A 15,811-nucleotide genomic window follows, 5' to 3' on the forward strand; every position below is an offset into this window, starting at 1 on the left:
CCTGCGCTCCCTATTATTACTACAGGCTTCCCCCCGAAATGATGGACATCAACGAGATTCGCGAATACCTGCCTCACCGTTACCCGTTCCTGCTGGTGGACCGGGTCACGGAGCTGGACTTCGAGGCCCAGAGCATTCGTGCCTACAAGAATGTCAGCATCAACGAGCCATTCTTCAACGGCCATTTCCCGGCGCACCCGATCATGCCCGGCGTGCTGGTCATCGAGGCCATGGCCCAGGCGGCCGGTATTCTTGGCTTCAAGATGCTCGACGCCAAACCGGCGGACGGCACCTTGTATTACTTCGTCGGTTCCGACAACCTGCGCTTTCGTCAGCCGGTACTGCCGGGCGACCAGTTGATCCTCGAAGCCAAGTTCCTGAGCCGCAAGCGCCAGATCTGGAAGTTCGAGTGCCAGGCCACGGTCGACGGCAAGCAGGTATGCTCGGCCCAGATCATCTGCGCGGAACGTGCACTATGAGTTCGATTGACCCTCGGGCGATCATCGATCCTTCGGCCAGGCTGGCCGAAGGTGTCGAGGTGGGTCCATGGTCGATCATTGGCCCCGGGGTAGAGATCGGGGAGGGGACGGTTATCGGCCCGCACGTGGTAGTCCGGGGACCGACCCGGATCGGCCGACATAATCGTATCTACCAGTTTTCCTCGATTGGCGAAGATACCCCCGACCTCAAGTACAAGGGCGAACCGACACGCCTGGTCATCGGCGACCATAACGTGATCCGCGAAGGTGTCACCATTCACCGCGGCACTGTCCAGGATCGCTCCGAGACCACGCTGGGCGACCATAACCTGATCATGGCCTACGCCCATATCGGGCACGACAGCGTCATCGGCAACCATTGCATCCTGGTCAACAATACGGCGCTGGCGGGCCATGTGCATGTCGGCGACTGGGCGATCCTCTCCGGATTTACTTTGGTCCATCAGTACTGCCATATCGGCGCGCACAGCTTCTCCGGCATGGGCACCGCGATCGGCAAGGATGTTCCGGCCTTCGTCACCGTTTTCGGCAATCCTGCCGAAGCACGCAGCATGAACTATGAAGGCATGCGACGTCGGGGCTTCAGCGACGAGGCGATCCATGCCTTGCGTCGTGCCTACAAGATCGTCTACCGCCAGAGCCTGACCGTCGAGGAAGCGCTGGCCGAGCTCGCTGAACTGGCGGGCAAATTCCCGGAAGTCGAACTGTTCAGCCAGTCGATCCAGACTTCCGCTCGCGGCATCACCCGCTGACATGGCCCAGCTTTGCGTGGCACTGGTCGCGGGCGAGGCCAGCGGCGATATTCTCGGCTCGGGTCTGATGCGGGCATTGAAAACACGGCATCCGGACATTCGCTTCATCGGGGTCGGCGGGCCATTGATGGAGGCCGAAGGCCTGCAGTCCTATTTCCCCATGGAGCGCCTGGCGGTCATGGGGCTGGTCGAAGTCCTGGGCCGCCTGCGCGAACTGCTCAAGCGCCGCAAGGACCTGATCAAGACCCTGATCGACGAACGGCCGGACGTCTTCATCGGGATCGACGCGCCCGACTTCACCCTCAATATCGAATTGCGCTTGCGCCAGGCAGGGATCAAGACGGTTCATTACGTCAGCCCTTCGGTCTGGGCCTGGCGACAGAAACGTGTGCTGAAGATTCGCGAAGGTTGCGACCTGATGCTCACGCTGTTCCCTTTCGAAGCTAGATTCTACGAGGAGCAGGGCGTACCCGTGCGCTTCGTCGGGCATCCCCTGGCCGATACCATTCCCCTGGAGGCGGACCGCGAGGCTGCGCGCCGTGCCTTGGGGTTGGGCCAGGGGCCGGTGGTCGCGCTGATGCCGGGCAGTCGGGGCGGTGAAGTCGGCAGGCTGGGCGCGTTGTTCCTGGATGCCGCCCAGCAACTGCGTACGCTGGTGCCGGGGGTGCGATTCGTGACTCCCTGTGCCAACGCCGCGCGACGGAGCCAGTTGGAACAGATGCTCGAAGGCCATGACCTGCCGGTGACCTTGCTCGATGGGCAGTCGCACCAGGCGCTGGCGGCCTGCGACGCGGTGCTGATCGCTTCCGGCACGGCCACGCTCGAGGCCTTGCTGTACAAGCGGCCGATGGTCGTCGCCTATCGGCTGGCGCCCTTGAGCTTCTGGATCCTGCGACGGATGGTCAAGAGCCCCTATGTGTCCTTGCCCAACCTGTTGGCTCAACGCTTGCTCGTACCCGAGCTGTTGCAGGATGATGCCACCAGCGAAGCGCTCGCGCGTACCCTGGCTCCCCTCGTTACTCAAGGGGCGCAACAGACCGAGAGCTTCGATCAGATCCACCGCGCCTTGCGCCGCGACGCCTCGAACCAGGCTGCCGAAGCGGTGCTGACCTTGCTGGAAGCCCGATAGATGCAGATTGGACTGGATTTCAACCTCGTCGAGGATCTCGTGGCCGGCGTCGACGAAGTGGGCCGTGGCCCGCTCTGCGGCGCCGTGGTCACCGCGGCAGTGATCCTCGATCCGTCGCGGCCGATCCTTGGCTTGAACGATTCGAAGAAGCTCACCGAAGCCAGGCGCGAGCTGCTGTTCGAGGAGATCTGCGAGAAAGCCCTGAGCTTCTGCATCGCGCGCGCCGAGGTCGAGGAAATCGACCGCCTGAACATTCTGCAGGCCACCATGCTGGCCATGCAGCGAGCAGTGGAAGGCCTGTGTGTCACGCCCAGGCTGGCCCTGATCGATGGCAATCGCTGCCCCCGCCTTTCGGTGCCGGCCGCGCCAGTGATCAAGGGGGATAGTCAGGTCCCGGCCATCGCCGCCGCCTCCATCCTCGCCAAGGTTTCCCGGGACCGGGAGATGAGTGCGTTCGAGTTGATCTATCCTGGATACGGCATGGGCGGCCACAAGGGCTACCCGACGCCTGTACACCTGGAGGCCTTGGCGCGCCTGGGTCCCACGCCCATCCATCGGCGCTCGTTCGCGCCGGTACGCGCGGCGCTGGAAGCCCGCGAAGGCGTCGTGGGTTCGCTGCTCGAACTCTGATAGATCGATACCGCCCTGCGGCGGCTGCTGTTTTTTGCATGGCCCGGTACAATCCGGGCCTTGTTGTCTTGTGCTGCTATAGGATCATCCATGTCGGTTTCCTTCGTTCACCTTCGTGTGCATTCCGAATTCTCCCTGGTCGACGGCCTGGTGCGTGTCAAGCCGCTGGCCAAGGCGTTGGTGGGAATGAACATGCCCGCGGTGGCGATCACCGACCAGAGCAACATGTGCTCGCTGGTGAAGTTCTACAAGTCGGCCATGGGGGCAGGTATCAAGCCCATCTGTGGCGCCGACCTGTGGCTCGCCGGTCCCGATGCGGACGCGCCGCTGTCGCGTATCTGCTTCCTGGCCATGGACCCCGAGGGCTACCGCAACCTCACCGAGCTGCTGTCGCGGGGCTGGGTCGAAGGGCAGCGCAACGGTCTGGTGATCATCCAGCGCGAGTGGATCGCGCCGGCCAGCCAAGGCCTGATCGCGTTGTCGGCGGCTCGGGAAGGCGACATCGGCCTGGCGCTGCGCAATGGCAATCCCGATGAGGCGCAGGCCCTGTTGCACGACTGGATGGCGATGTTCCCGGACCGCTTCTATGTCGAGGTCCAGCGCACCAATCGGCCGGGCGACGAGGACTACCTGCATGCCGCCGTGGCCTTGGCCGACAAGCTGGGCGCGCCCCTGGTAGCCACCAACGATGTGCGTTTTCTCAAGCAGACCGACTTCGACGCGCATGAGACCCGGGTCTGCATCGGCGAGGGCTGGACGCTGGACGATCCGAGGCGTCCGCGCCTTTACAGCGACCAGCAATACCTCAAGAGTCCCGAGGAAATGGCCGAGCTGTTCAGCGACCTGCCCGACGCCTTGGCCAACACCGTCGAGATCGCCAAGCGCTGCAATATCCAGGTCCAGCTGGGCAAGCACTTCCTGCCGGACTTTCCGACGCCCAATGGCATGGGCATCGACGACTATCTGCGCCATGTTTCCCATGAAGGCCTGGAGGAACGCCTGGCGGTGCTTTGGCCGAAGGAGACCACGCCCGACTACGAGGAAAAGCGCCAGGTCTACCTGGATCGCCTGAAATTCGAGCTGGATATCATTATCCAGATGGGTTTCCCCGGCTACTTCCTGATCGTCATGGACTTCATCAAGTGGGCCAAGAACAACGGTGTGCCGGTAGGCCCGGGCCGAGGGTCGGGTGCCGGTTCGCTGGTGGCCTATGTCCTGAAGATCACCGACCTCGACCCGCTGGCCTACGACTTGCTGTTCGAGCGCTTCCTCAACCCTGAACGGGTTTCCATGCCCGACTTCGACGTCGACTTCTGCATGGATGGCCGTGACCGGGTCATCGATTACGTTGCCCAGGCGTACGGACGCAATGCGGTCAGCCAGATCATCACGTTCGGTACCATGGCGGCCAAGGCCGTGGTGCGTGACGTAGCGCGAGTGCAAGGCAAGTCCTACGGTCTGGCCGATCGCCTGTCGAAGATGATCCCCTTCGAAGTCGGCATGACGCTGGAAAAAGCCTACGAGCAGGAAGAGATCCTGCGCGATTTCCTCAAGAGCGACGAGGACGGCCGCGAGATCTGGGACATGGCGCTCAAGCTCGAGGGCGTTACCCGTGGTACCGGCAAGCACGCCGGTGGCGTCGTGATCGCGCCGACCAAGCTCACCGACTTCTCGCCGATCGCCTGCGATGAAGAGGGTGGCGGGCTGGTCACCCAGTTCGACAAGGATGACGTCGAGGCCGCCGGCCTGGTCAAGTTCGACTTCCTGGGATTGCGTACCCTGACGATCATCAAGTGGGCGATGGAAACCATCAACCGCGAGCAGGCCAAGCAGAGCCTGCCTGATCTGAATATCGACTTCATCCCACTGGATGACAAGAAGACCTACGAGCTTCTGCAGAAGGCCGAGACAACCGCGGTCTTCCAGCTTGAATCGCGGGGCATGAAGGAGCTGATCAAGAAGCTCAAGCCCGACTGCCTGGAAGACCTCATCGCATTGGTGGCATTGTTCCGTCCAGGCCCACTGCAATCGGGCATGGTCGACGACTTCATCAACCGCAAGCACGGGCGCGCGGAGCTTGCCTATCCGCATTCCGACTACCAGTACGACGGCCTGAAGCCGGTACTGGCACCGACCTACGGCATCATCCTGTACCAGGAACAGGTAATGCAGATTGCCCAGGTCATGGCCGGCTACACCCTCGGTGGCGCCGACATGCTGCGCCGGGCGATGGGCAAGAAGAAACCCGAGGAGATGGCCAAGCAGCGCGGCGGCTTCATCGAAGGCTGTGCAAACAACGGTATCGACGGCGATCTGGCGGGCAATATCTTCGACCTGGTAGAAAAGTTCGCGGGTTACGGTTTCAACAAGTCGCACTCGGCCGCCTATGGCCTGGTTTCCTACCAGACCGCCTGGCTCAAGACCCATCACCCGGCGCCCTTCATGGCCGCGGTGTTGTCCGCGGACATGCACAACACCGACAAGGTGGTGGTGCTGATCGAGGAAGTGCGCAGCATGAAGCTGCGCCTCGATGCGCCGGATGTGAACAACTCCGAGTTCAAGTTCACCGTCAATGAAGAGGGGCGGATCGTCTACGGGCTGGGCGCCATCAAGGGCGTGGGCGAGGGGCCGGTGGAAGCCATCGTCGAGGCCCGCGCCCACGGCCGGTTCAAGGACCTGTACGACTTCTGCGAGCGCGTCGATCTCAAGCGCATCAACAAGCGCACCCTGGACGCCCTGATCCGCAGCGGCGCGCTGGATCGCCTCGGCCCGTACTTCCATGATGAGATCAAGGCCTACCAGGCCAACATCGACCGCAACCGCGCCGTATTGCTCGCGGCCATGGAAGGGGCGATCAAGTCCGCCGAGCAGACTGCTCGCACTGCCGACAGTGGGCATGTGGACCTGTTCGGCGGGCTGGTGGTCGAAGAGGATGGCGATGTCTACGACGCCCATCGCGATACCCGTGAGCTGACTCTCAAGGAGCGCCTGCGTGGGGAAAAGGACACCCTCGGTCTCTACCTGACCGGGCATCCGATCGACGAATACGAAGGCGAGATCCGCCGCTTCGCTCGTCAACGCATCATCGATCTGAAGCCGTCGCGTGAATCCCAGACCGTAGCCGGCATGATCATCGCCCTGCGCGTGATGAAGAACAAGAAAGGCGACAAGATGGGCTTCGTGACCCTTGACGATCGCTCCGGGCGCATCGAGGCTTCGCTGTTCGCCGATTCCTTCATGGCGGCCCAGGCCCTGCTGCAGACCGACGCCATGGTGGTGGTCGAAGGCGAAGTCAGCAACGACGATTTCTCCGGTGGGCTGCGCCTGCGAGTCAAGCAAGTGATGACCATGGAAGATGCGCGTACCAAGCTCGCCGAAAGCCTGAGGTTGAAGATCGACCGTGACGCGCTCAAGGGCGATCGTCTGAGTTGGTTGGGCGAGCTGATCACGCGGCACCGCGGCGCCTGCCCGATCACCTTGGAATATACCGGCAGCGATGCCAAGGCCCTGCTGCAGTTCGGCGACGGTTGGAGCATTGACCCGGCCGACGGTCTCATTCAGGCCCTGCGTGACCAGTTCGGACGTGAGAACGTCTTTTTGCAATATCGTTGAACAGATGAACTTTTAATCTCGACCTGAACGCGCCTGATCCCTTAAGGTATGGCGCCAAACGGATCAACCGGCCGGCCGCCTGGCCGTAGACCCAAGACGGATGACTATGAACCCGAATTTCCTGGATTTCGAACAGCCGATTGCCGACCTGCAAGCCAAGATCGAAGAGCTGCGCCTGGTCGGCAACGACAATTCGCTGAACATCGGCGATGAAATTGCCCGTCTGCAAGACAAGAGCAGCACGCTGACCGAAAGCATCTTCGGCAACTTGACCAGTTGGCAGATCGCGCGTCTGGCGCGTCACCCGCGTCGTCCCTACACCCTGGACTACATCCAGCACCTGTTCTCCGAATTCGAGGAGTTGCACGGTGATCGCCATTTCTCCGATGACGCCGCGATCGTCGGAGGTACCGCGCGCCTGGACGGCAAGCCGGTCATGGTCATCGGCCATCAGAAAGGCCGCGAAGTGCGCGAGAAGGTCCGCCGCAACTTCGGCATGCCGCGCCCCGAAGGCTACCGCAAGGCCTGCCGCCTGATGGAAATGGCCGAGCGCTTCAAGATGCCGATCCTCACCTTCATCGATACCCCGGGTGCCTACCCGGGTATCGACGCCGAGGAGCGCAACCAGAGCGAAGCGATCGCCTGGAACCTGCGTGTCATGGCTCGCCTGAAAACCCCGATCATCGCCACCGTCATCGGTGAAGGCGGTTCCGGTGGCGCGCTGGCGATCGGTGTCTGCGACCAGTTGAACATGCTGCAATACTCCACCTATTCGGTCATTTCGCCGGAAGGTTGCGCCTCGATCCTGTGGAAGACCGCCGAGAAGGCGCCTGATGCGGCCGAAGCCATGGGTATTACCGCCGAGCGTCTGAAAGGCCTCGGCATCGTCGACAAGGTCATCGATGAGCCGCTGGGCGGCGCGCACCGTGACCCGGTGAAGATGGCTGCCAATATTCGCAACGACCTGGTCGAGCAGCTCGACATGCTCGCCGGCTTCGATAACGATGCGCTGCTGGTGCGCCGTTACGAGCGTCTGATGAGCTACGGCCTTTGATTCATTGATTGTCCCCGTCCGCTCAGGGCGGGGCTTGTCCGCGATGGCGTCGTGCCAGGCACCAACGGCTGACGCCGTCGCGCGACAGGTCCGCGTCCAGTGAGGGCAGGGGGCGACTCCTTTGCGTGAGGGCCCCATGATCGACCTCACCCCCGCTTTGACCTCTTGGCTTGACGCTCCTGTCTGGTCCATCGCCTATTCTGGCGGCCTCGATTCCACCGTCCTCCTGCATCTGCTTGCGCGCTTTGCTCGCGATCACGCCGCCCCCCCGTTGCGTGCCTTGCACGTCCATCACGGTCTGCAAGCGGCCGGCGACGCGTGGCCCGCCCATTGTCAGCGGCAATGCGATGCGCTGGGCGTCGAACTCGTCGTGATCCAGGTCCAGGTGGCCTCTAGCGCCAGCCTCGAACAGGCTGCCCGTGAGGCACGTTATGCAGCATTGGCCCAGGTCATGGAAGCGGGGGAGGTGCTCTTTACCGGCCAACACCGTGACGATCAGGCCGAAACACTGCTGTTTCGCTTGTTGCGCGGTGCCGGTCTGCGCGGTCTGACGGGGATACCTGCGGTCCGGTCGTTGGGCCCGGGCCATCTGGTCAGGCCTTTGCTGCCTGTGCCACGCGAGCAGTTGCTGCGCCATGCCCATGAGCATGGAATGCAATGGATCGAGGACCCCAGCAATACCGATACCGAGTTCGCTCGCAATTTCCTCCGGCATGCGGTCTTGCCGATGATGCGCCAGCGTTGGCCACAGGCGGAGCGGAGTCTGACGCGCACGGTGGCTCACCTGAACGAGGCGCAGGGGCTGCTGGATGAGCTGGCGATCAGCGACCTGGCCGCCGCGCGCGCTGGTTGGGCCATGACGTGGCTTGGGCTCGAGTCGCTGGACCTTGCCAGCCTGTTACGGCTGTCTCCGGCACGCCAGCGCAACGCCTTGCAATACTGGTTGGCGTGTCGCACTCGTTTGCCCGACACCCGACATTGGGTCGGTTGGGAGAATCTGCGCGATGCCGTGGACGATGCCCAGCCGCTCTGGCGCCTGACCGATGGTCTGCTGCAACGTAGTCAGGGGCGCATCTGGTGGCTATCGGGCGAGTGGCTGACCGCGCCAGTGGGCGAGCAGGCCTGGGAGCAGCCTGGCCAACCCTTGGCATTGCCGGGCAACGGCCATGTCCGTATCGGTGGCGACATGCCGCAGGGCGCATTGTATATCCGCTACCGGCGAGGTGGTGAGGTGCTCGACATTCCAGGGCGTGGGCGTCGCGATCTCAAGCGCTTGCTCAACGAACTCGAGGTGCCGCACTTCGTGCGTTCGCGCCTGCCATTGCTATACCGGGAAGATTGCCTGCTGGCGGTGGCCAACCTGCCAAACCTGGGGAAAGACGATTGTCGGTTGCACTGGCAGCCTCCGACCAGCGCGCAAGGTTTGAGCTGAAAGGTACATTCCGGTAGACTACCCTCCCTTCTTGATACAGCTTCTGTGCGTTCTTCGAAAACACAGGAGTTGCCGATTACCAGGCAGTTCTTTGCTGGGCGATTCCAGAAATGTTGAGCGAGCTCCCTTCCGGGTTTCATACCCCCGGTTTGTCCAGACGCGACAGTTTTTCAAGGTGCACTGTGATTGACGCGGGTGATCGGGGGCTTCGGCCTTCCTTCGCTTTCTCCGGCGGCGCTGGCCGCTTTAACGCAGACTTCTAGGGTTTTTCATGACGCGCTACATATTCGTCACGGGCGGTGTTGTTTCTTCATTGGGGAAAGGCATTGCCTCGGCTTCCCTGGCGGCCATCCTGGAAGCGCGGGGACTCAAGGTCACCATGCTCAAACTGGACCCGTACATCAACGTCGACCCGGGCACCATGAGCCCGTTCCAGCACGGTGAAGTGTTCGTCACCCACGACGGTGCCGAGACCGACCTTGACCTGGGCCATTACGAGCGGTTCATCCGCACGACCATGACCCAGAACAACAACTTCACCACCGGCCGTGTCTACGAGCACGTGCTGCGCAAGGAACGTCGCGGTGATTACCTGGGCGCGACCATCCAGGTCATCCCGCACATCACCGACGAGATCAAGCGTCGCATCATCAAGGGCGCGGGCGATGCCGATGTCGCCCTGGTCGAGATCGGCGGCACCGTGGGTGACATCGAGTCGCAACCGTTCCTTGAAGCGATCCGCCAGCTGCGTGTCGAGGTCGGTTCCAAGCGCGCCATGCTCATGCACCTCACCTTGGTGCCATATATCGCCACCGCCGGTGAAACCAAGACCAAGCCGACCCAGCACTCGGTCAAGGAGCTGCGCTCGATCGGCTTGCAGCCCGACGTACTGATCTGCCGCTCCGACCACCCGGTCGATGCCTCCTCGCGCCGCAAGATCGCCCTGTTCACCAACGTCGAAGAGCGTGCGGTGATTTCCCTGGAAGACGTCGACACCATCTACAAGATCCCGGGCGTGCTGCATGCCCAGGGCCTGGATGATTTCGTCGTCGAGCGTTTCGGCCTGCAGTGCGGCGGCGCCGACCTGTCCGAATGGGACAAGGTGGTGGATGCCAAGCTCAACCCCGAGCAGGAAGTCACCATCGCCATGGTCGGCAAGTACATGGAACTGCTGGATGCCTACAAGTCGCTGATCGAAGCGATGAGCCATGCCGGTATACAGAACCGCACCAAGGTCAACCTGCGCTACATCGATTCCGAAGACATCGAGAACCAGGGCACCAGCCTGCTGGAAGGGGCCGATGCCATCCTGGTTCCCGGCGGTTTCGGCCTGCGTGGCGTCGAAGGCAAGATCACCGCGGTGCAATACGCTCGCGAGAACAAGGTACCTTACCTGGGTATCTGCCTGGGCATGCAGGTCGCCGTGATCGAATTCGCGCGTAACGTGGTGGGCTGGAAAGACGCCAACTCCACCGAGTTCGACCGTAACAGCGGGCATCCGGTTGTCGGTCTGATCACCGAATGGTCCGATGCCACCGGTGCCGTCGAGACCCGTACCGAAGCATCCGACCTGGGTGGCACCATGCGCCTGGGTGCCCAGGAGTGCCAGATCGCCGGCAATTCCAAGGTTCACGATTGCTATGGCAAGGACGTGATCGTCGAGCGTCATCGTCACCGCTACGAAGTCAACAATACCCTCCTGCCGCAACTGATGGATGCTGGCATGGTGGTATCGGGCCGCTCCGGTGACGGTGCGTTGGTCGAGGTGGTCGAATCCAAGGATCACCCATGGTTCGTCGCCTGCCAGTTCCACCCGGAATTCACTTCGACCCCGCGTGACGGTCATCCGCTGTTCAGTGGCTTCGTCAAGGCGGCGCTGGTGCAGAAGAACAAGGCCTGATTCTGGGCTTGGCCGATCGTCCCCGTGCGGACGATCGATGAAAAGTTTCAGGTGGGCAGCGACCACCTGAAGCACTTTTCTCCGGTAAAGTACCGCTCGATCGTTCCCTGACCAACTGGTCAGGGACAATGGCCTCGCCTGGCCTGCCCGTCCAAGAACGCCAGGCGAGGGCCGGATTTCCTTAATTGCGTTGTTTTCGTCAATCTCGGAGTGCTTATAACAATGGCAAAAATCGTCGACATCAAAGGTCGTGAAGTTCTCGATTCGCGTGGCAACCCCACCGTGGAGGCCGATGTCCTGCTCGACAACGGCATCATCGGCAGCGCCTGTGCGCCGTCTGGTGCTTCCACCGGCTCGCGCGAAGCGCTGGAGCTGCGTGATGGCGACAAGAGCCGTTACCTGGGCAAGGGTGTGCTGAAGGCCGTTGCCAACATCAATGGCCCGATCCGCGATCTGCTGCTGGGCAAGGACCCTGCCGACCAGAAAGCTCTGGACCATGCAATGATCGATCTGGACGGTACCGAGAACAAGGGCAAGCTGGGCGCCAACGCCATCCTCGCCGTGTCCCTGGCTGCCGCCAAGGCTGCCGCCCAGGACCTGGACCTGCCGTTGTACGCCCACATCGCCAACCTGAACGGCACGCCTGGCCAGTACTCCATGCCGGTCCCGATGATGAACATCATCAATGGCGGCGAGCATGCCGACAACAACGTCGACATCCAGGAGTTCATGGTCCAGCCGGTCGGCGCCAAGACCTTCTCCGACGGTCTGCGCATGGGCACCGAGATCTTCCATCACCTCAAGGCGGTTCTCAAGGCTCGTGGTCTGAACACCGCCGTCGGTGACGAAGGCGGCTTCGCTCCGAACCTGGCGTCCAACGAAGACGCGCTGGGCGCCATCGCCGAGGCTGTCGAGAAAGCCGGCTACAAGCTGGGCACCGACGTGACCCTGGCCCTCGACTGTGCAGCCAGCGAATTCTACGAAGACGGCAAGTACAACCTGTCCGGTGAAGGCAAGTCGTTCGATGCCGAAGGTTTCGCCGAGTACCTGAAAGGTCTCACCGAACGCTTCCCGATCATTTCGATCGAAGATGGCCTGGACGAGTCCGACTGGGCTGGCTGGAAGATCCTGACCGACAAGATCGGCGAGAAGGTCCAGCTGGTCGGCGACGACCTGTTCGTGACCAACACCAAGATCCTCAAGGAAGGTATCGAGAAAGGCATCGGTAACTCGATCCTGATCAAGTTCAACCAGATCGGTACGCTGACCGAGACCCTCGAAGCCATCCAGATGGCCAAGGCCGCGGGTTATACCGCAGTGATCTCGCACCGTTCCGGTGAAACCGAAGATTCGACCATCGCCGATCTGGCAGTGGGTACCGCCGCAGGTCAGATCAAGACCGGTTCGCTGTGCCGCTCCGACCGCGTCTCCAAGTACAACCAGCTGCTGCGTATCGAAGAGCAACTGGGCGCCAAGGCGGAGTACCGTGGTCGCGGCGAGTTTCGCGCCTGAGCAAGAGATGGTAAAAAGGCAGCAGCCAAGGCTGTCTGAACCTTCGTACTGAAAGTTCGGACGCTTCACGCAGGTTCTGTCAGCGAAGCCTGGTCTCGGCCAGGCTTCGTGCTATCGGAAGCCTGTTCCTGAAGACTTCGGTGCGGCGGTCTTTTTAATCCTGGATACCTCGATGCGCAGTCCCTATTGGTTGTTTCTTGTCCTGCTCTTGTTGCTGGGTGGCCTGCAGTATCGCCTATGGGTGGGTAACGGCAGTTTGGCCCAGGTCGCCGAGCTGCAGCAGCAGATCGCGGATCAGCATACAGAGAACGAGCGGCTGCTTGAGCGCAATCGCGTGCTCGATGCCGAAGTGTTGGAACTGAAAAAGGGCATGGAGACCGTGGAAGAGCGGGCTCGTCACGAACTGGGGATGGTCAAGGAGGGCGAGACCCTCTACCAGTTGCCACAATGACCCGGCCCCTGCCGGCTTTCTGGGCCGTGATTCCTGCCGCGGGAGTCGGCGCCCGGATGGCTGCCGATCGTCCCAAGCAGTATTTGCAGCTGGGGAGCCAGACCCTTATCGAGCATAGCCTCGACTGTTTTCTCGATCACCCGGCTCTCAAGGGCGTCGTGGTCAGCATTGCCGCGGATGATCCTTACTGGCCAGGCCTGCGCTGCGCCAGCAATTCGCATGTTCTATGTGCAACCGGTGGTCGCGAACGTGCCGATTCGGTACTCAATGCGCTATTGCTGTTGCATGCTCAAGGCGCTGCGCAAAATGACTGGGTGCTGGTGCACGATGCGGCGCGACCCAACCTGGCGCGCAGCGACCTTGACCGGTTGCTGGCGGAGCTGGCAGACGATCCGGTCGGTGGCCTGTTGGCGGTACCGGCGCGGGATACTCTCAAGCGAGCCGATAAAGACGGTCGGGTCAGTGCAACGGTTGATCGCAGCACCATCTGGCAGGCCTTCACCCCGCAGATGTTCCGGCTCGGTGCCTTGCACAGGGCCTTGGCCGACAGCTTGGTGGCGGGTGTGACCATTACCGATGAAGCCTCGGCAATGGAGTGGGCCGGACAAGCGCCGCGCCTGATCGAGGGTCGCAGCGACAACATCAAGGTGACGCGGCCGGAAGATCTCGAATGGCTGCGTCTGCGCTGGGCCATTCGTCCACGCTGACAAGGTTCTTTAACTCGCGCTGTACTCTGGCAATCGCGCCAGGCCTTCCTTGAGAAAGTCGACCAGCCGCCGTACCTTGGGTGACAGGTGGCGCTGTTGTGGATACAGCGCCCACACGGCGGTATTGGGCGGCTGATGCGCCGTCAGCAATGAAATCAACGCGCCGCCTTGCAGGTGCTCGCGTACGTAATAGTCCGGCAACTGGCACAGACCGATGCCCTGCAAGGCTGCATCGAGTACCGCCTGGCCGCTGTTGCAGCGCCAGTTGCCCTGCACCCGCTGGCTGATCTCGCGCCCATTGTCCTGCAACGACCAGATATCGGAACTGCCGACCAGGCAGTTGTGACGCGCCAGTTCCGACAGGCTGTGCGGGCGGCCATAACGTTCCAGGTACCCCGGGGAGGCGCACACGTACATGCGCCGCGGTGCCAGGCGGGCCGCCACCAGGCGCGAGTCCTGGAGGCGGCCAAGGCGGATGGCCAGGTCCATACCCTCGTGCAGCAGATCGAGTGGCCGATTGGTCAATTCCACGTCGATGCGCAGTTGTGGGTAAAGCGCCATGAAGCGTGTTGCCAGCGGCACGATGAAGCGCTCGCCATAAGCGACCGCGCAGGTCATGCGCAACAACCCTTTGGGTTCGCTGGCCAGGTCACCCATGGCGCGCAAGGCTTCTTCCCGGCCGTCCTGCAAACGCTGGCAATGATGAAGAAACGTCTGTCCGGCTTCGCTCAGGGTGACACGGCGCGTGCTGCGATAGAGCAGGCGGGTTTGCAGTCGTTCTTCCAAGCGCGCGATCTGCCGGCTTATATGTGAAGAAGACACACCCAGACGCTCCGCCGCCGCCGTGAATTGACCTGCTTCAGCGACCGCGACGAACTCGTCGATGCCTTCCCAGCGGTTACTCATGGATTATCCCTGTACAGCAATAATGTTTTGACCATGGCCCGATTATTCATCAAAAAAACATCAATTACACTGCGCCATTGAGCCACCGTCCTAATTGGAGACCTACGATGATCAAGTCCCGCGCCGCCGTTGCCTTCGAGGCGAATAAACCCTTGGAAATCGTCGAAGTCGACGTCGCCATGCCCAAGGCGGGTGAAGTCCTGCTGCGCGTCGTCGCTTCCGGCGTTTGCCATACCGATGCCTACACATTGTCCGGCGCGGATCCTGAAGGCATCTTTCCTTCGATTCTTGGCCACGAAGGCGGAGCGATCGTCGAGGCGGTAGGCGAGGGCGTGACCTCGGTGGCTGTTGGCGACCATGTCATCCCGCTGTATACCCCCGAGTGCGGCCAGTGCAAGTTCTGTCGCTCCGGCAAGACCAACCTGTGCCAGGCCATTCGTGCCACCCAGGGCAAGGGCCTGATGCCCGATGGCACTACCCGCTTTTCCTACAAAGGTCAGCAGCTGTTCCACTACATGGGGACCTCGACCTTCTCCGAGTACACCGTGCTGCCGGAAATCTCGGTCGCCAAGATTCAGAAGGAGGCGCCCCTGGAAAAGGTCTGCCTGCTCGGTTGCGGCGTCACCACCGGTATCGGCGCGGTCCTCAATACCGCCAAGGTCAAGCCAGGTGACACCGTGGCGGTCTTCGGCCTGGGTGGCATCGGCCTGTCGGCTATCATCGGCGCGGTCAAGGCCAAGGCTTCGCGGATCATTGCCGTCGACATCAATCCGGAGAAGTTCGAGATCGCCCGTCAGTTGGGCGCAACCGACTGCGTCAATCCGAAGGACTACGATCGCCCGATCCAGGAAGTGATCGTCGACCTGACCGACGGCGGCGTGGACTTCTCGTTCGAATGCGTCGGTAACGTGCAGTTGATGCGTGCGGCGTTGGAGTGCTGCCACAAGGGTTGGGGTGAATCGGTGATCATCGGCGTGGCCGGAGCCGGCCAGGAAATCGCCACCCGTCCATTCCAGCTGGTCACCGGGCGCGTCTGGCGCGGTTCCGCCTTTGGTGGCGTCCGCGGCCGCAGCGAACTGCCGAGCTATGTGGACATGGCCGAGAAGGGCGAGATTCCACTGGATACCTTCATCACCCATACCATGGGCCTGGAAGACATCAACAAGGCCTTCGACCTGATGCATGAAGGCAAGAGCATCCGTAGCGTCATCCACTTCTGAGGTCCG

13 protein-coding genes are annotated in these 15,811 nt (G+C 61.9%); 12 read left to right on the top strand and 1 reads right to left on the bottom strand.

The window, feature by feature from the left end; all coding sequences use genetic code 11:
• Positions 1-38 precede the first annotated feature (38 nt).
• The 11 genes from fabZ (at position 39) to ispD (ending at position 13,679) form a co-directional block, all read left to right on the top strand.
• A complete protein-coding gene (gene fabZ, locus G7009_RS06080; RefSeq protein WP_181129013.1) occupies positions 39-479 on the top strand; it encodes a 3-hydroxyacyl-ACP dehydratase FabZ in 441 nt (146 codons plus the stop codon).
• Positions 476-1,252, top strand: coding sequence for an acyl-ACP--UDP-N-acetylglucosamine O-acyltransferase (lpxA, locus tag G7009_RS06085; protein WP_181129014.1), 777 nt, complete (start codon positions 476-478; stop codon positions 1,250-1,252). The genes fabZ and lpxA overlap by 4 nt, the downstream gene beginning before the upstream one ends.
• 1 nt (position 1,253) lies before the next feature.
• On the top strand, positions 1,254-2,381 hold the full coding sequence (gene lpxB, locus G7009_RS06090) for a lipid-A-disaccharide synthase (protein ID WP_181129015.1): 1,128 nt from the start codon (positions 1,254-1,256) through the stop codon (positions 2,379-2,381).
• Positions 2,382-3,011: a ribonuclease HII gene (gene rnhB / locus G7009_RS06095; RefSeq protein ID WP_181129016.1), complete on the top strand. Its 630-nt coding sequence runs from the start codon at positions 2,382-2,384 to the stop codon at positions 3,009-3,011.
• A gap of 90 nt (positions 3,012-3,101) precedes the next feature.
• Positions 3,102-6,623, top strand: coding sequence for a DNA polymerase III subunit alpha (gene dnaE, locus G7009_RS06100; protein ID WP_181129017.1), 3,522 nt, complete (start codon positions 3,102-3,104; stop codon positions 6,621-6,623).
• A gap of 106 nt (positions 6,624-6,729) precedes the next feature.
• Positions 6,730-7,677: an acetyl-CoA carboxylase carboxyltransferase subunit alpha gene (locus G7009_RS06105; protein ID WP_181129018.1), complete on the top strand. Its 948-nt coding sequence runs from the start codon at positions 6,730-6,732 to the stop codon at positions 7,675-7,677.
• A gap of 136 nt (positions 7,678-7,813) precedes the next feature.
• Positions 7,814-9,109: a tRNA lysidine(34) synthetase TilS gene (gene tilS, locus G7009_RS06110; protein ID WP_181129019.1), complete on the top strand. Its 1,296-nt coding sequence runs from the start codon at positions 7,814-7,816 to the stop codon at positions 9,107-9,109.
• A 271-nt stretch (positions 9,110-9,380) separates the two neighbouring features.
• Positions 9,381-11,009 carry a CTP synthase gene (locus tag G7009_RS06115; protein WP_181129020.1) on the top strand — a complete coding sequence of 543 codons (1,629 nt, stop codon included), beginning with the start codon at positions 9,381-9,383 and terminating at the stop codon, positions 11,007-11,009.
• A 222-nt stretch (positions 11,010-11,231) separates the two neighbouring features.
• Positions 11,232-12,521 (top strand): phosphopyruvate hydratase, encoded by a 1,290-nt coding sequence (eno, locus tag G7009_RS06120; protein WP_181129021.1) that lies wholly within the window; start codon positions 11,232-11,234, stop codon positions 12,519-12,521.
• Between the two features lie 172 nt (positions 12,522-12,693).
• Positions 12,694-12,972 (top strand): cell division protein FtsB, encoded by a 279-nt coding sequence (ftsB, locus tag G7009_RS06125; protein WP_181129022.1) that lies wholly within the window; start codon positions 12,694-12,696, stop codon positions 12,970-12,972.
• Complete coding sequence (gene ispD, locus G7009_RS06130; protein ID WP_181129023.1) at positions 12,969-13,679, top strand: 2-C-methyl-D-erythritol 4-phosphate cytidylyltransferase; 711 nt, start codon at positions 12,969-12,971, stop codon at positions 13,677-13,679. Before ftsB ends, ispD begins: the two co-directional genes overlap by 4 nt.
• Before the next feature lie 9 nt (positions 13,680-13,688).
• On the opposite strand, the gene G7009_RS06135 is transcribed toward ispD, so the two are convergent.
• A complete protein-coding gene (locus tag G7009_RS06135; RefSeq protein WP_181129024.1) occupies positions 13,689-14,585 on the bottom strand; it encodes a LysR family transcriptional regulator in 897 nt (298 codons plus the stop codon).
• 107 nt (positions 14,586-14,692) lie between these two features.
• On the opposite strand from G7009_RS06135, the gene G7009_RS06140 reads away from it, so the two are divergent.
• Positions 14,693-15,805, top strand: a complete 1,113-nt coding sequence (locus G7009_RS06140) for an S-(hydroxymethyl)glutathione dehydrogenase/class III alcohol dehydrogenase (protein ID WP_181129025.1) — start codon at positions 14,693-14,695, stop codon at positions 15,803-15,805.
• The last annotated feature ends 6 nt before the right edge of the window (positions 15,806-15,811 follow it).

It is taken from the genome of Pseudomonas capeferrum (assembly GCF_013523055.1).
Classification (GTDB): Bacteria; Pseudomonadota; Gammaproteobacteria; order Pseudomonadales; family Pseudomonadaceae; genus Aquipseudomonas; species Aquipseudomonas capeferrum_A.